Raw genomic sequence first — 22,015 nt, 5'->3', positions numbered from 1 at the left:
CCTTAGATATTGAAGGCGGGCTCGATCACCTTGGAGAAGAAACTCCGGGTGCGTTCTTCCTGCGGGTTGGTGAAAATGTCCTGGGGTTTGCCCTGTTCGACGATCTGGCCCTGGTCCATGAACACCACGGTGTCCGCCACGTCGCGGGCAAAACCCATCTCGTGCGTGACGATGATCAGTGTGGTGCCGGACTTGGCCAGCTCGCGGATCACGTCCAGCACCTCGTTGACCAGTTCGGGGTCAAGGGCGGAGGTGGGCTCGTCGAACAGCAGGATCTTCGGGTCCAGCGCCAGTGCCCGGGCGATGGCGACGCGCTGCTGCTGGCCCCCGGAGAGCTGGCGGGGATAGGCGCCGGCGCGGTCGCGCAGGCCCACGCGGTCCAGCAGTTCCAGGCCGCGCCCGCGGGCCTCCGCCTGTGATCTGCCCTGCGCGACGACGGGCGCCTCGGTCACGTTCTCCAGCGCCGTGAGATGCGGAAACAGGTTGAAGTTCTGGAACACCATGCCGATTTCGGTGCGCTGCTTCAGGATGTCCCTCTCGGGCAGTTCGTGCAGCTTGTTGCCCTTGACCCGGTAGCCCACCAGCTGGCCGTCGATGGCGATGAACCCGGCGTCCACCTTTTCCAGGTGGTTGATGGTCCGCAGCAGGGTGGACTTTCCGGAACCGGAGGGGCCGACGATGACGGCCACGCCGCCGGGCTCAACCGTCAGGGAAATGCCCTTCAGCACTTCGGTGGGCCCAAAGGACTTCCGGACCTTGGCGATTTCCACCAGCCCGCGGGTGGCGGCGGGGGCCTCAAGTGTTGTGCTCATCGGAATCATTTCCTTCCGGTGGTGGTGACCGCGGCGTGGGTGGCGAAGAACTTCCGGGCCTTCTGCAGCGGGGTGAGGGGCAGGGTGCGCACGGCGCCCTTGGAGTAGTGGCGTTCGATGTAGTACTGGAACACGCTGAGCACGGAGGTGATCACCACGTACCAGAGCGTGGCCACGAGCAGCAGCGGCAGGACCTGCTGGGTGCGGTTGTAGATGACCTGGACGGTGTAGAAGAGCTCCGAGTAGGCCAGGACGTAGACGATCGAGGTGCCCTTGACCAGGCCGATGATCTCGTTGAAGGCCGTGGGCAGGATGGCGCGCATGGCCTGGGGCAGCACGATTCGGGTGGACCGGCGCCAAGCCGGGATGCCCAGGGCGCTTGCCGCCTCGAGCTGGCCCTGGTCCACGGACAGGATGCCGCCGCGGATGATCTCGGCCGAGTAGGCGGCCTGGTTCAGTGTCAGGCCCAGCACGGCGGCCGCGAACTGGCTGATCAGGGTGGTGGTCTGCGCCTCGAAGAAGCGGATGTCAGTGAACGGGATGCCCAGGCTGATCTTCTCGTAGAGGTAGCCCAGGTTGTACCAGAGGAGCATCTGGACCAGCAGCGGCGTGGACCGGAAGATCCACGAGAACGTCCAGGACACGGAGACCAGCAGCGGCGAGGCGGACAGGCGCATGAGGGCGAGGATGAAGCCGAGGATGAAGCCGAGCGCCCCGGAGATGGCGGTGAGCTTGAGGGTCTCCAGGAGGCCGTTCACGACGGACTTGGCGGTGAACCACTGGGCCACCACGCCCCATTCCCAGCGCGGGTTCGTGGCCAGGGACCACACGACGGCGGCCACGCCCAGTGCCACCAGCACGGTGCCCACCCAGCGCCACGGGCGGCGGGCGGGAACCAGACGGTAGTCGGCGTAGTCGACGGCGGCACGGAGTTCGGGGGCAGGGGGCCTGGCGGGCCCGGAACCGCCGGCGCCCGATCCTGCAGCGCCTGATCCGGCAGCGCCCGACCCGGCAGCCTGTGTCTCAGCGGTTGCCGGTGCTCCGGTTACGGACGTCTCGCTGGCGGCCTGTGTGTCAGTGGGGGACGGTGCCTCAGTTGCGGACTGGGGCGTCCTGGTTGCTGCTGAACTCATGCGCCATCTCGCTTCTTCCGGTTGGTATTTCGGGGGTAGTTGGCTGCAAATCTAGGTGCGCCCGGGGGGTCCGGCAAAGCCGTCTGTTGCATTCGTTCACGCGGCTTAGTGGGGCGTCACAAGACGATTTCTTGCTCTCATTTACGCCCCATTACGCCGGGTGAACGGCCGTGACAGGGCCCTCGACCGAGGGTTTGTCCAGACCCTAGATTGAGGGCCCAAGCCCTTTCTCAGTGGCCTTTTCCAAGGGGCCCTTCCACCAGGAGTATCCGATGCCAGCGCAGCACCCATCCGTGGTCTTCATCGGCGGTGGTCCGCGCACGGCCGGCATCCTCGAGCGGCTCGCTGCCAATAGGCCCGAGCTGGCGGACGGTCCGCTGCAGATCCATATCGTGGAGCCGCATGAGCCGGGTTCCGGCAGGATCTGGCGCTACGACCAGAACCCTGGCCTCATGCTGAATTCAACCGCGGCCGACGTCACCATGTTCACCGACTCATCGGTGGTCTGCGAGGGGCCGGCCATCGACGGGCCGGGGCTCGCGGCCTGGGCTGCCGGCGTCCTGGACGGTTCCATCACCGACGTGCCGGCTTTCCCGCCGCACCTGCGGGACCAGCTGCACTCCCTGACAGGCGGCACCTTTCCCACCCGCCAGCTGCAGAGCAAATACTTGGAATGGTTCTTCCGCCGTGCGGTCCACTCCCTCGGCAGCGACGTCCGCGTTACCGTCCACCGCGACACCGCGGTCAGCGTTGAACCGCTGAGCGTTGATCCGCTGAGCGTCGAACCGCAGGGCGAAGACGACGGCGGGTACAGCGTCCGGCTGGCCGGCGGCGGCACGCTGCAGGCCGACGTCGTGATTACCGCACTGGGGCACACCGACGCCGAGCCGGACGCCCGCTCTGCCGCCTGGTCCGATTTCGCGGCCCGGAACGGCGGGTTCCACGCGGCACCCAGCTACACCACCGACGTCGACTATTCCCCCCTCGCCCCGGGCCAGGACGTCATTGTCTCCGGCATGGGCCTGGCCTTCGTGGACCTCCTGGTGCTGCTCACCGAAGGCCGCGGCGGCCGTTTTGAAGAGACGGCCGACGGCGGGCTGCGCTACCTCCCCTCCGGGGCCGAGCCAAGGCTCTGGGCCGGGTCACGTCGCGGCGTGCCGTTCCACTCCAAGATCTCCGTGGCCCTGCGCGGCGAACCGGCGGGGGCGCCCCGGTTCTTCACCGCGGACGCGGTGGCCGCGCTCCTGGCGGAGCACGGCGAACTGGATTTCCGCAGCCACCTCTGGCCCCTGATTGCGAAGGACGCCGGCTACGGTTACTACCGGGAGCTGTTCACCGGCAGCCCGGAGCGGGTGGCGCTGGGCTGGGACGAGTTTGCCGGGCAGTTTGCCGTCCTGGACTGGTACAGCAGCGGCCGCCGCGAGCTTGTCGCCGCGGCCGTGCCGGATCCCGGGCTGCACCTGGACCTCGAACGGCTCGACAAGCCGTTTAGCGGGCAGCTCTTTTCCGGCCACGACGAGGTCCAGGCAGCGGTGGCCGGCTATATCGAGCATGACCTCGAATTGCGGACGGGACCTGACCACCCGGAAACGCTGGCACTGTTCATGGCCCTGCTGAAGGTGTACATGGAGCTGGGCAGGATCGTCCCGCCCGAACGCCTCAACGCGCGCTCGCAGGAGGAAGTGCACGGGTGGTGGCACGGGTTCTTCAGCTTCGTGGATTCCGGCCCGCCGCCCCGCCGCCTGCGGGAAATGCTGGCCGTCCACCGCGCCGGGCTGCTGCACTTCCTGGGACCGGGACTTGCGGTTGCCGCCGACGACGGCACCGGCGAGTTCGTGGCAACGTCCGCGCACTCACCGGTGAGCCTGCGGACGAAGGCCTTGATCGAGGCCCGGCTCCCCGGCCCCGCCGTGGCCCGTTCCGCCAACCCGCTGCTCCGCTCGCTGCACGGCTCGGGCCTGGGCGCTGAGCAGCACCTGCTGACGTCCGACGGCGGCCACTCCACCGGCCGGCTTCTGATCACCTCGGGCCACCGGATCGTTGGCCGCGGTGGCGAGACCCGGAGCCGCCTGTTTGGCATCGGCCCCGGGACCTCGGGCTGGGGAGCCGGCGCGTTTGCCCGGCCCGGCACCAACGCGGCACCCTTCCGGGAGAACGACGCCCTCGCGAGAAAGATCCTCACTGCCGTGTCACCCTCCACCCTCACCGTCCTCGAACTGCCCATGCACGACCCCCGGGTCCGGCCGCTCCTGGACGAGCTCGCCGTCGAGTACGACACCCGCTACGGCGACCTGTTCGGCCGTGGCGGGGCCGCCGAGGAACTGAACAGGTACCCGGCGGAGGAATTCGAGGCCCCGGCCGGCGCCCTGCTGATCGTCCAGGAGAACGGCGAGTCCGTGGCCGGCGGGGCTTACCGCCGCTATGACGCGGAAACCGCCGAGTTCAAGCGGATCTGGACGCACTCGGCGCACCGGCGACGGGGACTGGCCCGGCGGGTGCTGGCGGAACTGGAGCGGCTGGCCGCGGAGCGGGGGTACCGCAGCGTGTACCTCACCACGGGCCCGCGCCAGCCGGAGGCCAAGAATCTGTACCTGAACACCGGGTACACGGCCCAGTTCGATCTCGCCGCGGACCCCGAGACCATCGGGCCGCTGGCGTTCACGAAGAACCTGGCCGTCCTCGCAGGGGATCCGGCTTAGGCGCCGCCTCAGGACCGGGGTGAGGCGCCCAGGTTCACGGGGTCCTCATCGGTCAGGTAGGCCAACTCGGAGTGGGCGGCGATGTCGATGCCGCGCAGTTCGTCCTCCTCGTGGATGCGCAGGCCCATGGCCATGTCCACCACCTTGGCGATCACCCAGGTCAGGCCGAAGGAGTAGGCCAGCACGGCGACTGTGGCGATTGCCTGGATGCCCAGCTGCCGCAACCCGCCGCCGTACAGCAGGCCGCTGACGCCGTTGGGTGCGCTGCTGGTGGCGAAGATGCCGATCAGCAGGGTCCCGATGATGCCGCCCACGAGGTGCACGCCCACCACGTCGAGGGAGTCGTCGAAGCCGAGGCGGAACTTCCACTCGATCGCCAGCGAGCAGACAGCACCGGCGATGGCGCCGATGGCCACGGCGCCCAGCGGGCTGACCGCGCCGCAGGCGGGCGTGATGGCCACGAGGGCGGAGACCAGCCCCGACGCGGCACCCATGCTGGTGGTGGCGCCGTGCCTGATCCGTTCAACGACGGCCCAGGCGAGCAGGCCGGCGGATGCTGCCACCGCGGTGTTGAGGAACACCACCGACGCGGAGTGGCCGGCGGTCAGCGCGGATCCGGCGTTGAACCCGAACCAGCCCACCCAGAGCAGGCCGGCGCCCACCAGCACCAGGGGCCGGCTGTGGGGCTTGGAGTGTTCCATCTTGGGCCAGCCGGAGCTGCGGCCCAGGACCAGTGCCAGGGCGAGGGCGGCGGCACCGGCGTTCATGTGCACGGCTGTGCCGCCGGCGAAGTCGATGGCCTTGATGCCGTTGGCGATCCAGCCGCCCGTCACCGAGCCGTCCGCGGAGTTGAACGCGAAGACCCAGTGCGCGATGGGGAAGTAGACCAGCGTGGCCCACACGCCGGCGAACACCATCCAGGCGCCGAACTTCATCCGCCCGGCGGCCGCGCCTGCAACCAGGGCGGTGGTGACGCAGGCGAAGAACAGCTGGAAGGACGTGAACAGCGCCGCCGGCAGGGCGGCATCGGGATTATCCTTCAGCATTGGCTCGAGGCCTGCGTACTCTGTGACGTCCCCGATCAGGCCGAGGCCGTTCACGGAACTGCCAAAGGCCATCGAGTATCCGAACAGTGCCCACAGCACGGCCACGAGGCTGGCCCCGCCGAAGCACATCATCATCATGTTCAGGATCCGGCGCGATCCCACCATGCCCCCGTAGAAGAGGGCCAGGGCGGGAACCATCATGCACACCAGTGCGGAACTTGCGAGGATCCAGGCAACATCTCCAGCGTTCATTTCGAACTCCACTCAGGAAAATCGGTGGGTGGCATTTCTTGCTGAGACCCGGACGAATGCCGTTTGTCCCCACAACATAGGACTCCGGAAACTGCCGTGGGTTTCGGGAATGTAAATTGCTTGTAACCGCCACGGCACGCCAGGCACGAGGACGGCGGCCCCCGAAACCCGGGGGCCGCCGTCGTCGGACTTTGAACGGAAAAAGTCTTTCTAATGCGTGGTGCTGTGGGTGGTGTTTCCTGAGGTGTCCACGTTGCCAAGCAAGCCGGGCACGGCCCCGGCCAGGCCCAGGGAACCGATGGCGATTGCCCCCACCACAGCCAGTGCGCGGAGGTGGGCCGACGCCGTCGTCCGCCTCTCCGGCTCGCCGTTGGCCCTGCGCCTGGCGCGGAATATGACGACGGCGATCACCAGGGTCCCGAGCTCGAGCAGGGACGCTGCGATGTCGGCCAGGCCAAACGGCTCGGGCACGTTGGAGTTGGGACCGAACGGCAGCCCGGATGTGCGGGACCACACCCAAAGCGCCAGTGGAACCGCGGACGCTGCGGCGATGGCAACGAGGACGTTCTGGCCGGGCCGGCCCAGCAGCAGGGCCCCGCCGGCCGTCTCCGCCATGGCCAGGGTCAGGAAGAAAGCGCTGGCCACCACCCAGTGGTTGAGATGGTCCGGAATGACGGCCAGGTGGATGGCCGCGCAGCCGAACAGTGCCACCGCGGCCAGCGTCAGCCGCAGGTCCGTGGTGCCCGTCCGCTCACGGTCGGCCCGCGCACGGCGGGGAGCACGCCCGGGCGACGCCTTCGGCCGGCGGCTGACGTCCAGCCGCCCTCCCCGGATCGCCACCGTCCAGCCAGTCACCACGACGTTGGAGACCAGGAGCAGGCCCACGCCGTAGCCGAAGGCGGCCAGCTGGAGTCCCAGCGAGGACTGGTCCAGCTGATCCACGGACTGTGCGGAGTTCGAATGGTGCAGGTGGCTCATCAGGTCATGCTGGAGGACGTAGTCCCAGGCCTGGCTGGCGGCCAGCGTGAGGGCCCCGGCCAGGGTGCCGGCGGCGGCAATGAGCAGGGCCGTGGTGAAGAAAGCCTTCCTTCCCGCCGGCACCGGCCCGAACCACCGCATGGACAGCGTCACGGCCGCGATGACAGCCAGCACGAACACCGGGAGCAGCACGGTGGACTCCCGCAGCCAGCTGATGAACGGCTCCTGGGTCCGCTCAATGGCCCCCACGGCGCCCCTCAGCGACACCATCCAGAAGCCGTCGGCGAAGGACATCATCGCCGCCAGCGGGATGACCGTCAGCCAGGGGACCGCGGGGCGGGCCGCCGGCGCCTCGGCGCCGGCGCTGCTCCAGCTGGCGGTGCCCGCTGGTACCGCTGTCATGGCGTGATCTCCCAGCCGAACATCATGGCGTGGTCCTCGTGCGCCAGGTTGTGGCAGTGGGCTACGTACGGCCCAACGAAGTCACGGAAGCCGCGGTAGATGATGGTCGACTCGCCGGGATCCAGGGCCACCAGGTCCTCGCGTGACACGTCATCCGGATGGCCCTTGTCGCCGCCGCGGGTGACATCCCTGCCGTTGCGCATCACCACCCGGTGTTCCTCCATGTGCAGGTGGAACGGATGGACCCAGCCGCCGCCGCCGTTGCGGATTTCCCACAGGTTGTAGCTGCCCTTCTTCTGCTGGGCGAGCGGCGTACGGCCGGCGCGGTTCTTGAGGCTGGTGGCAACGGTGTTCGGGGTGAACGGCTTGCCGTTGATGAGCCACTCCGTTTCGCCGCCGCCGGAGCCGCGCTCCACCTCGAAGATCAGCCGGTTGTCCAGCATGGTCTGCCAGTTGCTCGGCAGCGGCGGGAGCTCACGCATCATCCCTGTCGGGATCACGCTGTCATCAGGAGCGTCGTCGCCGATCACGAACTTGAGCACCGGGACCTTGTAAGCGGGGTCGGGCGCGAACCGGGACGAGTTGCTCCACATCCGGCCGTTGGGCATCTTCATCACGTCGGTGAGGTAGATGACGTCGCCCTTGGTCGTCGGCGTGCCGTCCTGGTACCTGGTGAAGTCGATCACCACTTCGCGCCGCTTGGCCGGCCACAGCTCGAAGGAATCGCGCTTGATCGGGAACGGCAGCAGGCCGCCGTCGGACGCGATCTGGGTGAACTGCATGCACTGCTGGCCGTCAGGGATGCGGTACTGGCCCTCGAGTTCGTCGCCCTTGTAGCCGAGCGAAACCGAGGTCTTCGGGCCCTTCGTGGAGCTCATCAGCTTGAACTCGTAGATCCGGGCGATGGACGCGTCCAGGAAGCGGAAGCGGTACTTGCGGCGCTTGACCTCCATGACGGGGTAGGCGGTGCCGTTCACGGTGAAGATGTCGCCCACGAACCCGTGGTTGGGGAAATGCTTGTAGAAGGTCTTGCCCCACCACTCGGGGTGCTTGGCGGGGTTCTTGGCATCCGGGAACTCCTTCTGCACGTCGTGGATGTCCTTGTGCATGGTGACGCCGTCATCCAGGCGGCAGTCGTAGAACGCCAGCGGGACGTCGTAGTCCACGTCGAAGGAACCGTCCGGGTTGTCCTTGCGGACGCCCGGCAGCCGCAGGCCCTGGCGCTCGTCGCCCATGTCCATGCCGTTCTTCGGGTCGTAGATGGGGTACAGGCCCACCATGCCCTTGTAGACGTTCGAGCCGGTGTGGTCCATCCGGTGGTCGTGGAACCAGAAGAAGCTCTGCTTTTCCCGGTCGTCGCCGCCGGCGGGCCAGTTCAGGTACAGGTTGTCGCAGAAGGACTTCGGCAGGTAGCCCTCATACTTGGGCCCGCTCACCATGCTGTAGTGCGGGTTGCCGTCGGACTCCGGCGCGGTGTGGCCGTTGTGCAGGTGGGTCAGGAAGGACCAGTCCGGCGAGCCGAAGTCCTGGCGGTCCAGATTCAGCGGGTTCTCATCCAGGTGGTTCTCGAACCGGACCAGGGCCGGTTTGCCGTATTCGGCATTAATCATCGGGCCGGGGAAGGTCCCGTTGAAGCCGTAGATGGTGCTCAGCGGCAGCGTGCGCTTGGTTCCGGCCGGGTACGTCTTGCGCTTCTCGTCGAAGGAGATCGTCGGGCGGCCGTTCGCATCGATGGGCAACACCTGCGAGGTGGTGAACGCGTGCTGCCGCAGCTGGATGTCGATCTTGTAGACGAGCGGGTCCGGATAACCCAGCGTGGAAGGCCAGATCTGGTGCCGTTCGTTCTTGAAGGAGCTCTGCTGGCCCTGGCCCGGGCCGGGCGGGTCGCTCCACTCGGTGTAGCCCTTGATAAAGGCATCCCCCACAGCCGGCGTCGGAGCCAGGGCCTTGGGAATGGTCAGGGGATCGGTGAACGGTGAGATGATCAGCGGGCTGGTGGGGAACGCCTCGATATAGAACAACAGGTCACCGAGGGCGGTGGACGATGCGCCGAACGCGCCGTCAGGCGAAAGGAGGCCCTTCTGCGCGAGCAGGGGGCCGGCCCAGCCCTGAGCGGCGACGAGGGCCGCGCCGGCACCTCCGGCCGCACCGATCCGCAAGACATTGCGGCGGGACACTGTGTTTGTCCGCACTGTGTTTGCCGGCACTTCGTTTGTGGTTGCGGTTTCATCTGACATGGTTATGCGCCTCCTTCGGGGCAAAAAAGAGTGGCCTGCTGGGCCCCGCTATTCGAGCTTTCCCAGGGTCTTTCCCCGGCGGTTTCTGCACCGGGAAGTCCTGGCCTTGCGGAAGCTGGCTGCGCTTGTCGTTGCCCCGCGCAACTACAGTGCGGGCAGGGGGTTGGGAAAACATTGGATGAATGCCGTGCATACCCCCTCAATGGGACGGGTATAAGGGGGTGGCCGTTCCAAGGCTACGGCCCAGTAAATAAAAGGAATTGGCCGGAAAACGGCCCTTTTGGTGAAACGATCGATCAGAAGCCGGGTGAAACGATCGATCAGAATCCGCGCTAGAACAGCGGGGCGAGCCCGTTCCAGCCGGCGCTGATGCGCACCCGGGAGGCGAACTGCCCGGTGCCCAGCCCAGGATAGAGCCACAGGACGCCGGCGGCGTCGCGGGCCAGCAGGTCCGGGTTGCGGTCGCCGTTGAAATCGCCGGGACTTACGACGGCGGTCATGGCGTTCCAGCCGGCGCCCACCCGGACGCGGGGGAGCCAGCCGCCCGTGCCGCTGCCGCGGTACAGCCACAGGACGCCGGTGGCCGCCTCCCGCGCCAGGACGTCGGCGGCACCGTCGTTGTTCATGTCGCCCGGACCCAGGACGGCATTGAAGGCGTTCCAGCCGGATCCCACGCGGATCCGCGGCAGGAACGCGCCGGTGCCGTTGCCGCGGTACAGCCAGAGGAAGCCGGTGGCAGATTCGCGGGCGAGGATGTCCACGCGCTGATCGCCGTTGAAGTCGCCGGGGCCGACGATCGCGCTGAAGCTGTTCCAGCCCGTGCCGAGCCTAATCCGGGGGAGGAACCCGCCGGTGCCGTTGCCGCGGTACATCCACAGGTATCCGGTGGCGGCCTCCCTGGCGAAGACGTCCTGCGGGCCGTCGCCGTTGAAGTCGCCGGGTGTTTCAAGGGCGCTGAAGCCGTTCCAGCCGGTGCCGATGCGCACGCCGGGCAGCCGGCCCCCGTGGCCGTTCCCCGGGTACAGCCGCAGCTCGGCCGTGGCCGTCACGCGGGCCAGGATGTCCGTGTTCCAGTCCCCGTTGAAGTCGCCGGTCGAGCGCGACAGTGTGGACGCCGGGACCGGCAGGGGAGTGAAGGCGTACGGGTCGCAGGTGAGGTCGTAGTCCCGGACGTCGTCGTACCACTGGGAAAGGTACACGTGGCCGCCGGAGAAGCTGGCGGTGCGGCAGAGGTTCTGGGCTTCGCCGGGAAAGTCCAGCCGGCCGGCGGTGGCCCACACCGGTACGCCGGAGAGGCGCCAGGAGCCGGTGATGCTGGTCCAGCCGGAGGCGAACGAGTACAGGCCGTAGGAATAGCCGGAGTCGCGCAGACCGCGCATCAGGCCCTCGACTATGTACCGGTTTGCGCGCTGCTGCGCGACGCTCGCGGTGGGCCACGGCTGGGCAGGGCGGGGCTCGACGTCGATCCACACCACACGCGGCGCAAACCGGGCCCGCGCCAGGCTGGCCACCGCAAACCGTGCTTCCGCGTAGCCGACGTTGGAGAGCTGCCCCGCCCGGGTGGCTGCGGACCACGGTCCCTGTGCCCGGTAGGCGGCGAGCTGGGCGGCCGTGGGGAAGGCGGCCATCGTGTAGGCCTGCGCCGGCTTGCGGTTAATGGAAGCCCAGGCAACCTGGCTGGCCAGGCACGGGTTCTCCGTGAAGGGCAGTCCCTTCGTCAGGCCGATCACCACGAACTGGGACGACGCCGGCGGAAGCGGCAGGCCAAAGCCGCCCACCGCCGTCGGGCATTGGGGCCAGGAGATGTCGTGGCCGTTGAGCGATACGGCGCGGGCAGGGGTGGCGCCGGGCAGGTAACTGAAGAGGAGGGCGAGCAGGAGCAGGAGTCCCGTCAGCATGTGCCGTGCGGACAATCCGCCCCCCGAATGATGAACTTTGCCGTCCATCGCCAGCGCTCCTTTGCTCCCATCAGTTTACGTCCGGCCGCGTCCATCCGTGCCGCGTCTATTCGTGTTCAGGGCTGTGGGTCGCGCACAATTACCCCATGGCAAAAAGCAATGCCCGGCTGCCCCGGCTTGAGGACGTGGCGGAGCGCGCCGGCGTCTCGCACCAGACGGTGTCCAGGGTGATTAACAACCATCCCAACGTCAGCAAGGCCACGCGTGAACGCGTCGAGGCCGCCATCGCCGAGCTGGGTTACCGGCGCAACACCGCGGCCCGGAGCCTGGTCACGCGGAAGTCGCAGACCATCGGTGTGCTGGGCAGTGAGCTGTCCCAGTACGGCCCGGCCAACACGCTGCTGGGGGTGGAGCAGGCCGCGCGGGATGCCGGCTATTTCGTCAGCATCGCCGCCCTCCGCTCGGTGAGCCGCGAGGGGATCTTCGATGCCATCCGGCACTTCCTGGACCAGTCCGTGGACGGCATCGTGGTGATCGTGCCGCATTCCGAGACGCTCCTGGCCCTGGCCGAACTGAACCCCGGCGTGCCGGTGGTGGCCGTGGGCTCCCTGGGCAGCGAGGCGGTGAGCGGCGCCATGGTGGACCAGAAGCGGGGGGCCGAGCTCGCCGTCGGGCATCTGATCGAGCAGGGCCACCGCCGGATCGGCCACGTGGCGGGCCCGCAGGACTGGATCGACGCCGTGGCGCGTGCCGAAGGCTGGAGTGCGGCGCTGCGCGAGGCGGGGCTGGACGACAGCCTGGTGGTCGAGGGGGACTGGAGTGCCGGCAGCGGCTACGAGATCGGCCGGAAGCTGGCCGCCGAACGGACCGCTACCGCGCTGTTCGTGGGCAACGACCAGATGTCCCTGGGCCTGCTGCGCGCCTTCAACGAGGCCGGCGTCCGGGTCCCCGAGGATGTCTCCGTGGTGGGCTTTGACGACCAGCCGGAGTCGGGCTACTTTACGCCGCCACTCACCACCGTCCGCCAGGACTTCGAGGAACTCGGCAGGCGCTGCATGGACCTGATGCTGAGCGCCATCGCGAACGGGGACACGGTCAGCACCACGGTGGTGGAGCCCGAGCTCGTGGTCCGCCGGAGCACTGCCGCCCCTGCCTGAGGAGACTGATCCCCAAACCGGTGATCCGCAGCACTTGACGCAGTAAGTTGTTAGCGCTCACAATAGTGTCAGCCCGAAAGCAGCGGGCCATCATTTGGAGGATTCATGGACGTCACAGCAGACGGCAGCGAAAACTATGTCATCGGGGTGGACTTCGGCACCCTGTCCGGCCGGGCCGTGGTTGTGCGGGTCCGGGACGGCAAGGAACTCGGCAGTGGCGTGTTCGACTATCCGCATGCGGTGGTCACCGAAGCCCTTCCGGCAGACATGGCCGGCAATGAAGCAGCCCGCCTGCCCGGGGAGTGGGCGCTGCAGGTGCCTGACGACTACCGCGACGTGCTCCGGCATGCTGTTCCCGCCGCGGTCGCTGACGCCGGGATCGACCCGGCCGCCGTCGTCGGGATCGCCACGGACTTCACGGCCTGCACTATGGTGCCCGTCAAGGCCGACGGAACCCCGCTCAACGAAGTGCCGGGCTTCGCGAACCGCCCGCACGCGTACGTGAAACTGTGGCGCCACCATGCGGCGCAGGGCCAGGCGGACCGCATCAACGCGCTGGCCGCCGAACTGGGTGAGTCCTGGCTGCCCCGGTACGGCGGGCTGATCTCCTCCGAGTGGGAGTTCGCCAAGGGGCTGCAGCTCCTGGAGGAGGACCCCGAGGCCTACGCCGAAATGGACCACTGGGTGGAGGCCGCCGACTGGATCGTCTGGCAGCTGTGCGGAAACTACGTCCGCAACGCCTGCACCGCCGGGTACAAGGGCATCTACCAGGACGGCCACTACCCGTCCGGTGACTTCCTCGCCGCCCTGAACCCGCAGTTCAAGGACTTCGTCAGCGCCAAGCTGGACCACACCATCGGCCGGCTGGGCGACGCCGCCGGCTACCTCACCGCCGAAGCGGCAGCCTGGACCGGCCTGCCCGAGGGCATCGCCGTCGCCGTCGGCAACGTGGACGCGCACGTCACCGCCCCGGCCGCGAAGGCCGTGGAACCCGGCCAGCTCGTGGCGATCATGGGCACCTCCACCTGCCACGTCATGAACGGCGCCGAACTCCACGAGGTGCCGGGTATGTGCGGCGTGGTGGACGGCGGCATCGTGGACGGGCTTTGGGGCTACGAGGCCGGCCAGTCAGGCGTGGGCGACATCTTCGGCTGGTTCACCAAATATGGCGTCCCGCCGGAATACCACCATGCCGCCGCCCAGGCAGGGCAGGGCATCCACGAATACCTGACCCGCCTCGCCGAACAGCAGGCGATTGGCGAGCACGGCCTGATAGCACTCGACTGGCACTCCGGCAACCGCTCCGTGCTGGTGGACCACGAACTCTCCGGCGTGGTGGTCGGCCAGACCCTCGCCACCCGCCCGGAGGACATCTACCGGGCGCTGTTCGAGGCCACCGCCTTCGGCACCCGCACCATCGTCGAAGCCTTCCGCGATTCGGGCGTCCCGGTCAAGGAATTCATCGTGGCCGGCGGCCTGCTGAAAAACCGGCTCCTCATGCAGATCTACTCGGACGTGACCGGCCTCCAGCTCTCCACCATCGGCTCCACCCAGGGGCCGGCGCTCGGTTCGGCCATCCACGCCGCCGTTGCCGCCGGAAAGTATGCCGATGTCCGGGCCGCGTCCGCGGCGATGGGCGCCGCCCCCGGCGACGTGTACACCCCCATCCCGGAAAACGTCGCCGCCTACGACGAACTGTTCCGTGAATACCGCACTCTCCACGACTACTTCGGCAGGGGAACCAACGACGTCATGCACCGGCTCAAGGCCATCCAGCGCAACACCGCCAGGTCCGTGAGTACCCGGTCCCTGCTCCCCGAATCCCTGACCACTGAGGAGGTTTCGGCATGAGCGCCCTGCTGGAAACCATTGCCCGCGTCCGCCGCGAGGTGTGCGAACTGCACGCCGAGCTGACCCGGTACGACCTGGTGGTCTGGACCGCCGGGAACGTATCCGGCCGGATCCCCGGCTACGACCTCATGGTCATCAAGCCCTCGGGCCTCTCTTACGACGCCCTGACCCCCGAAGCCATGGTGGTCACCGACCTCTACGGCACCCCGGTCAGCAGCCTGAGCGCAGACGCCGACGGCGTCCCGGCCCAGTGGGAAAACCCGGACCTCTCGCCCTCGTCGGATACCGCGGCGCACGCCTACGTCTACCGGAACATGCCCGACGTCGGCGGCGTGGTCCACACCCACTCCACCTACGCCACGGCCTGGGCCGCGCGGGGCGAGGAGATCCCGTGCGTGCTGACCATGATGGGCGACGAGTTCGGCGGCCCGATCCCGGTGGGCCCGTTCGCCCTCATCGGCGACGATTCGATCGGCCGCGGCATCGTGGAAACCCTGCGAGGATCCAACTCTCCGGCCGTGCTGATGCAGAACCACGGCCCGTTCACCATCGGCAAGGACGCCCGCTCCGCGGTCAAGGCTGCAGTGATGTGCGAGGAAGTGGCCCGCACGGTCCACATCTCGCGCCAGCTCGGCGAACCGCTGCCCATCGACCAGGGCCAGATCGAGTCGCTCTACGACCGCTACCAGAACGTCTACGGCCGCTAGGTTCGGCACCCGCCCCAGCAACACCCGCCGCCACGCGCGGCCCCCACGACTTTCAAAGGAGACACCAATGTCCAGCGCCAACAACACCTCCCTCGAGCACTACGAGGTCTGGTTCCTTACCGGCAGCCAGCACCTCTACGGCGAGGACGTACTGAAGCAGGTGGCGGCCCAGTCGCAGGAGATTGCTGCCGCGCTGAACGAGTGCTCCGAGGTCCCGGTCAAGCTCGTCTGGAAGCCCGTGCTGACGGATTCGGACGCGATCCGCCGCACCGCGCTGGAGGCCAACTCGGACGATTCGGTGATCGGCGTGACGGCGTGGATGCATACGTTCTCCCCGGCCAAGATGTGGATCCAGGGACTGGACCTGCTCCGCAAGCCGCTACTGCACCTGCACACCCAGGCCAACGTGGAACTGCCGTGGGCGGACATCGACTTCGACTTCATGAACCTGAACCAGGCCGCGCACGGTGACCGCGAGTTCGGCTACATCCAGTCCCGGCTGGGCGTTCCGCGCAAGACCGTCGTGGGCCACGTGTCCAACCCGGAGGTGGCCCGCCAGGTGGGCGTCTGGCAGCGCGCCTCCGCGGGCTGGGCCGCGGTCCGGAACCTGAAGCTGACCCGCTTCGGGGACAACATGCGCAACGTCGCCGTCACCGAGGGCGACAAGACCGAGGCGGAACTGCGCTTCGGCGTCTCGGTCAACACCTGGTCCGTCAACGAACTCGCCGACGCCGTCCACGGTGCCGCGGAGTCCGACGTCGACACCCTGGTCGCGGAGTACGAGCGGCTTTACGACGTGGCACCGGAGCTGCGCTCCGGCGGTGCCCGCCACGAGTCCCTGCGCTACAGCGCCCGCATCGAACTCGGGCTGCGCAGCTTCCTCGAAGCCAACGGCTCCGCCGCCTTCACCACCTCCTTCGAGGACCTCGGCGAGCTGCGGCAGCTGCCGGGCATGGCCGTCCAGCGGCTCATGGCCGATGGCTACGGCTTCGGCGCCGAGGGCGACTGGAAGACCGCCATCCTGATCCGCGCGGCCAAGGTCATGGGCGCCGGGCTGCCGGGCGGCGCCTCCCTGATGGAGGACTACACCTACCACCTGGCGCCCGGCCAGGAGAAGATCCTCGGTGCGCACATGCTGGAGGTCTGCCCTTCGCTGACCGCGGGCAAGCCGCGGGTCGAGATCCACCCGCTGGGAATCGGCGGCAAGGAGGATCCGGTCCGCATGGTCTTCGACACCGACGCCGGGCCCGGCGTCGTCGTCGCCCTGTCCGACATGCGCGACAGGTTCCGTCTGGTGGCGAACGCCGTGGACGTCGTCGACCTCGACGAGCCGCTGCCCAACCTGCCGGTGGCCCGCGCCCTCTGGGAACCGAAGCCCGACTTCGCCACCTCCGCTGCCGCCTGGCTGACTGCCGGCGCCGCGCACCACACCGTCCTCTCCACCCAGGTGGGCGTGGATGTGTTCGAGGATTTCGCCGAGATCGCGCAGACCGAGCTGCTCACCATCGACGAGGGCACCACGCTCAAGCAGTTCAAGAAGGAGCTGGCCTGGAACGCCGCCTACTACAGGCTGGCCGGCAGGCTGTGACCCAGAATAGGGCTGTGACCGAATACAAAATCCAGGCAGGGGAGTACACCGCCACCATCACCGCCCACGCGGGTGCGCTGCGGGAGCTGCGCCACCGGGGCCGGGACCTCATCGTTCCGTTCCCGGAGGGCGGCCCCATTCCCGACTACCGGGGCATCGTCGCGGCGCCCTGGCCCAACCGGATCGCCGACGGCCGGTACACGTTCGACGGGGCTGAACATGAGGTGCCGGTCAACGAGACCGACCGCGGCAATGCGCTGCACGGGCTCGTGTTCCCGCTGGACTGGGACGTGGAGTCGCAGGATGAGTCCTCGGTGACGCTGTTCTGCACGCCGGAGCCCACGGCGGGTTACCCGCACACGGTGCGGATCGGCGTCGAATACCGGCTGTCCGGGGGCGGCCTGCACAGCCGGGTCACGGCGTCGAACCTTGGCGCCGGGGCGGCGCCCTACGGCGTTTGCCCGCACCCCTACCTGGTGGCCGGCCCGGCGCCCCTCGATGAATGGATCCTCGAGCTCCCCGCCGGGGAGTTCCTCGAGGTCACCCCGGACCGGCTGCTGCCGAAGGAAACGCGCACCGTGGAAGGCCACGGGTTTGATTTCCGGTCGCCGCGCGCCATCGGCGACACCGAGATCGACCACGCGTTCACGGACATCGCGTTCGACGGCGGCGGCCAGGCCCGCGTGCTGGTCCGGGACCCGGGCGGTACCGGCGTCGGAATGGTCTGGGACAGCACCTGCCGGTGGCTGCAGATCCACACCGCCGACAAGCAGCCGCCGGCCCCCAACCGGCTGGGCCTCGCCGTGGAACCCATGACCTGCCCGCCCGATGCCTTCAACAGCGGCGTGGACCTGATTCGGCTGGAGCCGGGCTCCACGCATGAGGCATCCTGGAGCATCTTCGCCACGTGACAGCAAGCCCTTTACGGTGACAGCAAGCCCTTTACAGTGACAGCCAACCCCGCGCCGCGTCCTCCCGTCATGGAGGACGTGGCGCGTCTTGCTGGCGTGTCCCACCAGACGGTGTCGCGCGTCCTGAACGCGCATCCCAATGTCAGTGCCGGAACCCGCAAACGTGTGGAACGCGCCATTGCCGAATTGGGGTACCGGCGCAACACTGCCGCCCGCAGCCTGGTCACCCGGCGTTCCCAGGCCATCGGAGTCCTGGCTGCCGGGACCGCCCACTACGGCCCGGCCAACACACTTCTCGGCGTACAGCAGGCAGCCCGGAACGAGGGCTATGCCGTCAGCATGGCCAGCGTCAGCGAGGTGACGCCCGCCGGCATCCGCGATGCCCTCGAGCACTTCCTGCTGCAGTCCGTGGACGGGATCGTGGTGATTGTGCCGCACGAGACCATGCTGAAGTTGTTGCGCACCATTACCGTGTCCGTCCCGCTGGTTGCCGTGGGCTTCGGCGCGGACGAACGCCTGAGCGTCGCTGCCGTAAACCAGCGCGTTGGAGCAGCCCTCGCCGTGCAGCATCTGGTCAACCTTGGCCACACGTCAATCGCCCACGTTTCCGGTCCGCAGGACTGGATTGACGCCGCGGCCCGGACCGAGGGCTGGCGCCGTGCCCTTGGCCAGGCCGGACTGCCGGCTGGCGTGCTGCTCCAGGGCGACTGGAGCGCCGAAAGCGGCTACCGTGCCGGGCTGGAACTGGCTGCTGCCGGTAACGTCACCGCGCTGTTCGCTGCCAACGACCAGATGGCCCTCGGGGCACTGCGCGCGTTCAGCGAGGCAGGCCTGCGCGTTCCGGAGGACATCAGCGTGGTGGGCTTCGACGACCAGCCGGAGGCCGGCTACTTCGTCCCGCCGCTGACCACCGTGAACCAGGGTTTCAAAGAACTCGGCGCGCGCTGCATCCGGATGCTCCTGTCCGACATGGCCCACGGCCCCTCCGGAGCGGCGTCGGTCCTCAACCCCAAGCTCGTGGTGCGGGACTCCACGGCACCGCCGGCAAAGTGATGCCGAAGCGTCCGCGCACCTTCGGTAACCGGGCCTGAACGCCCCGGGACGAGCCCGAGCAAGCCGTGCTGGAATCCGTGACCTGGCGCATCGACCACGATCACTCCGGGGCGCCCGTCCGTTGGGCGCCCCGGCGGGCTGAACCGCCGTCGACGTCTGCTTTAAATGCTGAGCCCCTCCCGCGGTGTAAACCGGGGGAGGGGTTCAGCGCTCGGGCTCTGCTGGCTGCCCTGCCGTCTGGGCAGGCGCTTTGTCAGGCGTTGCCTGAGTCCCGGGTGCCGGCCGCCACGGGCGTGGCCGGCTCGGCCGGTGCCTTGACCGGTACCTTCGTTCCTGCAGGTGCCTTGGTTTCGGTCGCAGGCGGGGTGGTCCTGAGCTTGAAGCGCTTGGCGATGGAGGATCCGCCGCCGGCGCGGTTCTTGTTGAAGATGTCGAAGCCGACGGCGATCAGGAGCACCAGGCCCTTGATCAGCTGCTGGTAGTCCGTGCCGAGGCCGAGGATGGACATGCCGTTGTTGAGGACGCCCATGATGAGGCCGCCGATCATGGCTCCGGCCACGGTGCCGATGCCGCCCTGGACCGCCGCGCCGCCGATGAAGGCTGCGGCGATGGAGTCGAGCTCGAAGCCGGTGCCACCGGCCGGCTGGGCCGAGTTCAGGCGGGCCGTGAAGATCAGGCCGGCCAGCGCGGCAAGGACACCCATGTTCACGAAGAGCCGGAACGTCACAGCCTTGGTCTTGATGCCGGAGAGCTCTGCGGCGTGCAGGTTCCCGCCGATGGCGTAGGTGTGCCGGCCGAAGATGCTGTTGTTCATCAGCGCGGAGTAGGCGATAACCAGTGCCGCGAGGACGATCAGCACGATCGGGGTGCCGCGGTAGCTGGCGAGCAGGAACGTGATGACGAGCATCAGCAGGGCGATGAACACGGTCTTCGTGGCGAACCAGGCCATGGGCTCGTTTTCCAGGTTGAACTTCCGGCGGATGCGGCGTTCCTTGATCGACTGGAACAGCAGGGCCGCCGTGCCGCCCACGCCGAGGATCACGGTGAGCCATTCGAGCACGGAGGTGCCGCCGGAGATGTCCGGCAGGAAGCCGCCGCCGAGGGCACGCAGTTCATCCGGGAACGGGGTGATCTGCTGGTTCTTCAGGGTGATCAGGGTCAGGCCGCGGAAGATGAGCATGCCGGCCAGGGTGACGATGAAGGCGGGGATGCCGACGTAGGCGATCCAGTAGCCCTGCCACGCGCCGACCAGGGCGCCGACGAGGAGGCAGGCCGGGATGGCCGCCCACCAGGCCCAGCCCCAGTGGACGATCATGACGCCGGCGACGGCGCCGATGAACCCGGCGATGGAACCGACGGAGAGGTCGATGTGGCCGGCGATGATGACCATGACCATGCCGATGGCAAGGATCAGGATGTAGCTGTTCTGGACGACGAGGTTGGTGACGTTCTGCGGCTCCAGCAGGATCCCGTCGGTGAGGACCTGGAACAGCAGGACGATCAGGATCAGGGCGACGAAGATGCCGACCTGGCGGAGGCGGCTTGCCAGGAAGCCGAGGGATTCTCGTAGGGCGGACATGTTCGTTATTCCTTCTCTTGGGTCATGTAGTGCATAAGGGTTTCCTGGGAGGCCTCGGCGATCGGGACTTCACCCGTGACGTGGCCGGCGGACAGGGTGTAGATCCGGTCGCAGATGCCCAGGAGTTCGGGGAGCTCGGAGGAGATCACAATGACGGCTTTGCCCTGGGCAGCGAGTTCGGCGATGATCGTGTAGATCTCGTACTTGGCGCCGACGTCGATGCCGCGGGTGGGCTCGTCCAGGATCAGCACGTCGGGGTCGGAGAACATCCATTTGCTCAGGACCACCTTTTGCTGGTTGCCGCCGGAGAGTTTCCCGGTGATGGCCGCCACTGACGGGGCCTTGATGTTCATGCTCTTCCGGTAGCTGTTGGCTACTGTGGTTTCTTTGTTCCTGTCCACCCAGCCGCGTTTGGCGAGCTTGGGCAGGGCGGCCATGGAGATGTTCCGTTTGATGTCCTCGATGAGGTTCAGCCCGTAGTGCTTGCGGTCCTCGGTGGCGTAGGCGATGCCGTGCCGGATGGCCTCGGGGACGCTGGAGGTGTTGATTTCCTTGCCGTACTTGAACACCTTTCCGGACACGGCGCGGCCGTAGGTGCGGCCGAAAACGCTCATGGCCAGTTCGGTGCGGCCGGCGCCCATGAGGCCGGCGAGTCCCACCACTTCGCCCTTGCGGACGTTGAGGCTGGCGTTGTGCACCACCGTGCGGCTGTGGTCCTGCGGGTGCTGGACTGTCCAGTCCTCGATGCGCAGGACTTCCTCGCCGATCTGCGGTTCGCGCTCAGGATAGAGGCTGTCCAGGTCGCGGCCCACCATGCCGCGGATGATGCGTTCCTGGGTGATCTCGCCCTGGTCCACGCGGAGGGTTTCGATGGACCTGCCGTCGCGGATGATGGTGACGGCGTCGGCCACCTTGCGGATTTCGTTGAGTTTGTGGCTGATGATGATGCTCGTGACGCCCTGGCCCTTCAGGTGCAGGATCAGGTCCAGCAGGTGGTCGGAGTCCTCGTCGTTCAGGGCGGCGGTGGGCTCGTCCAGGATCAGCAGTTTCACTTCCTTGGACAGCGCCTTGGCGATTTCGACGAGCTGCTGCTTGCCCACGCTGATGTGCTGGATGGGGGTGACCGGGTTTTCGTCCAGGCCAACCCGGGCCAGCAGCTTGGCCGCCTCGAGGTTGGTCTTGCGCCAGTCGACCCAGCCGCGGGAGGCCATTTCGTTCCCCAGGAAGATGTTTTCCGCGATGGACAGGTACGGGCTGAGGGCCAGCTCCTGGTGGATGATCACGATGCCGCGCTTCTCGCTGTCGCTGATGGAGGCGAAGTCGCACGGTTCGTTCTCGAAGAGGATGTCCCCCTCGAAGGTGTTGTGGGCGTAGACGCCGGAGAGCACCTTCATCAGGGTGGACTTGCCTGCCCCGTTTTCGCCGCAGATCGCGTGGACCTCGCCGCGGTTCACGTCCAGGGTGACATCCTGGAGCGCCTTGACGCCGGGGAAGGTCTTGGTGATCCCGCGCATCTGAAGAATGGGTACGTTCATTGGTTATTTCCCGCTGATCTGTTCAATGAGCTGATCTGTTTCGGTGGGTCGATCTGTTGGGGTGCGGTGGGGGCGGCGGGGGGGGGGGGCCCCCCCCCCGCGATGGGGGGGGGGGGGGGACGATTGTTGGGGGGGGGGGGGTGTTAAACGGTGGGGTATGTTTGTGATTTGTATTTT

15 protein-coding genes and 1 pseudogene are annotated in these 22,015 nt (G+C 67.8%); 8 read left to right on the top strand and 8 right to left on the bottom strand.

Features of this window, described 5'->3' with window-relative positions; genetic code table 11:
* Positions 1-2: 2 nt before the first annotated feature.
* Both ACFTSA_RS23335 and ACFTSA_RS23330 read right to left on the bottom strand, forming a co-directional pair.
* Positions 3-812: an amino acid ABC transporter ATP-binding protein gene (locus ACFTSA_RS23335; protein WP_377954401.1), complete on the bottom strand. Its 810-nt coding sequence runs from the start codon at positions 810-812 to the stop codon at positions 3-5.
* A gap of 5 nt (positions 813-817) precedes the next feature.
* Complete coding sequence (locus tag ACFTSA_RS23330; RefSeq protein ID WP_377954400.1) at positions 818-1,945, bottom strand: amino acid ABC transporter permease; 1,128 nt, start codon at positions 1,943-1,945, stop codon at positions 818-820.
* A gap of 272 nt (positions 1,946-2,217) precedes the next feature.
* Here ACFTSA_RS23330 and ACFTSA_RS23325 point away from each other — a divergent pair.
* Both ACFTSA_RS23325 and ACFTSA_RS23320 read left to right on the top strand, forming a co-directional pair.
* Positions 2,218-4,137: pseudogene (locus ACFTSA_RS23325) on the top strand (FAD/NAD(P)-binding protein); the annotation flags it as partial.
* Between the two features lie 30 nt (positions 4,138-4,167).
* Positions 4,168-4,644, top strand: coding sequence for a GNAT family N-acetyltransferase (locus tag ACFTSA_RS23320; RefSeq protein ID WP_377954416.1), 477 nt, complete (start codon positions 4,168-4,170; stop codon positions 4,642-4,644).
* Between the two features lie 8 nt (positions 4,645-4,652).
* On the opposite strand, the gene ACFTSA_RS23315 is transcribed toward ACFTSA_RS23320, so the two are convergent.
* From ACFTSA_RS23315 to ACFTSA_RS23300, 4 genes are all read right to left on the bottom strand, one after another.
* Positions 4,653-5,942, bottom strand: coding sequence for an ammonium transporter (locus ACFTSA_RS23315; protein ID WP_377954399.1), 1,290 nt, complete (start codon positions 5,940-5,942; stop codon positions 4,653-4,655).
* A 210-nt stretch (positions 5,943-6,152) separates the two neighbouring features.
* Positions 6,153-7,322 carry a hypothetical protein gene (locus ACFTSA_RS23310; RefSeq protein ID WP_377954396.1) on the bottom strand — a complete coding sequence of 390 codons (1,170 nt, stop codon included), beginning with the start codon at positions 7,320-7,322 and terminating at the stop codon, positions 6,153-6,155.
* On the bottom strand, positions 7,319-9,559 hold the full coding sequence (locus tag ACFTSA_RS23305) for a multicopper oxidase family protein (RefSeq protein WP_377954394.1): 2,241 nt from the start codon (positions 9,557-9,559) through the stop codon (positions 7,319-7,321). Before ACFTSA_RS23305 ends, ACFTSA_RS23310 begins: the two co-directional genes overlap by 4 nt.
* 332 nt (positions 9,560-9,891) lie before the next feature.
* Positions 9,892-11,505, bottom strand: coding sequence for an FG-GAP-like repeat-containing protein (locus ACFTSA_RS23300; RefSeq protein ID WP_377954392.1), 1,614 nt, complete (start codon positions 11,503-11,505; stop codon positions 9,892-9,894).
* Positions 11,506-11,603: 98 nt separating this feature from the next.
* Here ACFTSA_RS23300 and ACFTSA_RS23295 point away from each other — a divergent pair, with 98 nt between their 5' ends.
* From ACFTSA_RS23295 to ACFTSA_RS23270, 6 genes are all read left to right on the top strand, one after another.
* Positions 11,604-12,614: a LacI family DNA-binding transcriptional regulator gene (locus tag ACFTSA_RS23295; protein ID WP_377954390.1), complete on the top strand. Its 1,011-nt coding sequence runs from the start codon at positions 11,604-11,606 to the stop codon at positions 12,612-12,614.
* A 105-nt stretch (positions 12,615-12,719) separates the two neighbouring features.
* On the top strand, positions 12,720-14,465 hold the full coding sequence (gene araB, locus ACFTSA_RS23290) for a ribulokinase (RefSeq protein ID WP_377954388.1): 1,746 nt from the start codon (positions 12,720-12,722) through the stop codon (positions 14,463-14,465).
* On the top strand, positions 14,462-15,172 hold the full coding sequence (locus ACFTSA_RS23285; RefSeq protein WP_377954387.1) for an L-ribulose-5-phosphate 4-epimerase: 711 nt from the start codon (positions 14,462-14,464) through the stop codon (positions 15,170-15,172). The genes araB and ACFTSA_RS23285 overlap by 4 nt, the downstream gene beginning before the upstream one ends.
* Positions 15,173-15,239: 67 nt before the next feature.
* The gene (gene araA, locus ACFTSA_RS23280) at positions 15,240-16,760 is read left to right on the top strand and encodes an L-arabinose isomerase (protein ID WP_377954385.1); all 1,521 of its coding nucleotides are present in this window, start codon (positions 15,240-15,242) and stop codon (positions 16,758-16,760) included.
* A 14-nt stretch (positions 16,761-16,774) separates the two neighbouring features.
* Positions 16,775-17,671, top strand: coding sequence for an aldose 1-epimerase family protein (locus ACFTSA_RS23275; protein WP_377954383.1), 897 nt, complete (start codon positions 16,775-16,777; stop codon positions 17,669-17,671).
* A gap of 36 nt (positions 17,672-17,707) precedes the next feature.
* Positions 17,708-18,724, top strand: coding sequence for a LacI family DNA-binding transcriptional regulator (locus tag ACFTSA_RS23270; protein WP_377954381.1), 1,017 nt, complete (start codon positions 17,708-17,710; stop codon positions 18,722-18,724).
* Positions 18,725-18,977: 253 nt separating this feature from the next.
* Here the strand turns inward: ACFTSA_RS23270 and mmsB are convergent, their stop codons facing one another.
* Positions 18,978-20,303, bottom strand: a complete 1,326-nt coding sequence (gene mmsB / locus ACFTSA_RS23265) for a multiple monosaccharide ABC transporter permease (protein ID WP_377954380.1) — start codon at positions 20,301-20,303, stop codon at positions 18,978-18,980.
* A 5-nt stretch (positions 20,304-20,308) separates the two neighbouring features.
* The gene (mmsA, locus tag ACFTSA_RS23260; RefSeq protein WP_377954378.1) at positions 20,309-21,838 is read right to left on the bottom strand and encodes a multiple monosaccharide ABC transporter ATP-binding protein; all 1,530 of its coding nucleotides are present in this window, start codon (positions 21,836-21,838) and stop codon (positions 20,309-20,311) included.
* Positions 21,839-22,015 lie beyond the last annotated feature (177 nt).

Source organism: Arthrobacter sp. NPDC057013 (genome assembly GCF_042674585.1).
Classification (GTDB): domain Bacteria; phylum Actinomycetota; class Actinomycetes; order Actinomycetales; family Micrococcaceae; genus Arthrobacter.
Note: the sequence above shows the minus strand (reverse complement) of the source record. Positions and strands in the feature narration are given on the sequence as shown.

Excerpts from the sequence above, each read along its gene's own strand:
- ACFTSA_RS23330 (WP_377954400.1), bottom strand. The coding sequence starts at position 1,945 with ATGAGTTCAGCAGCAACCAGGACGCCCCAGTCCGCAACTGAGGCACCG.
- mmsB (WP_377954380.1), bottom strand. The coding sequence starts at position 20,303 with ATGTCCGCCCTACGAGAATCCCTCGGCTTCCTGGCAAGCCGCCTCCGC.
- ACFTSA_RS23315 (WP_377954399.1), bottom strand. The coding sequence starts at position 5,942 with ATGAACGCTGGAGATGTTGCCTGGATCCTCGCAAGTTCCGCACTGGTG.
- ACFTSA_RS23320 (WP_377954416.1), top strand. The coding sequence starts at position 4,168 with ATGCACGACCCCCGGGTCCGGCCGCTCCTGGACGAGCTCGCCGTCGAG.
- mmsA (WP_377954378.1), bottom strand. The coding sequence starts at position 21,838 with ATGAACGTACCCATTCTTCAGATGCGCGGGATCACCAAGACCTTCCCC.
- ACFTSA_RS23295 (WP_377954390.1), top strand. The coding sequence starts at position 11,604 with ATGGCAAAAAGCAATGCCCGGCTGCCCCGGCTTGAGGACGTGGCGGAG.
- ACFTSA_RS23285 (WP_377954387.1), top strand. The coding sequence starts at position 14,462 with ATGAGCGCCCTGCTGGAAACCATTGCCCGCGTCCGCCGCGAGGTGTGC.
- araB (WP_377954388.1), top strand. The coding sequence starts at position 12,720 with ATGGACGTCACAGCAGACGGCAGCGAAAACTATGTCATCGGGGTGGAC.
- araA (WP_377954385.1), top strand. The coding sequence starts at position 15,240 with ATGTCCAGCGCCAACAACACCTCCCTCGAGCACTACGAGGTCTGGTTC.
- ACFTSA_RS23305 (WP_377954394.1), bottom strand. The coding sequence starts at position 9,559 with ATGTCAGATGAAACCGCAACCACAAACGAAGTGCCGGCAAACACAGTG.
- ACFTSA_RS23310 (WP_377954396.1), bottom strand. The coding sequence starts at position 7,322 with ATGACAGCGGTACCAGCGGGCACCGCCAGCTGGAGCAGCGCCGGCGCC.
- ACFTSA_RS23300 (WP_377954392.1), bottom strand. The coding sequence starts at position 11,505 with ATGGACGGCAAAGTTCATCATTCGGGGGGCGGATTGTCCGCACGGCAC.
- ACFTSA_RS23335 (WP_377954401.1), bottom strand. The coding sequence starts at position 812 with ATGAGCACAACACTTGAGGCCCCCGCCGCCACCCGCGGGCTGGTGGAA.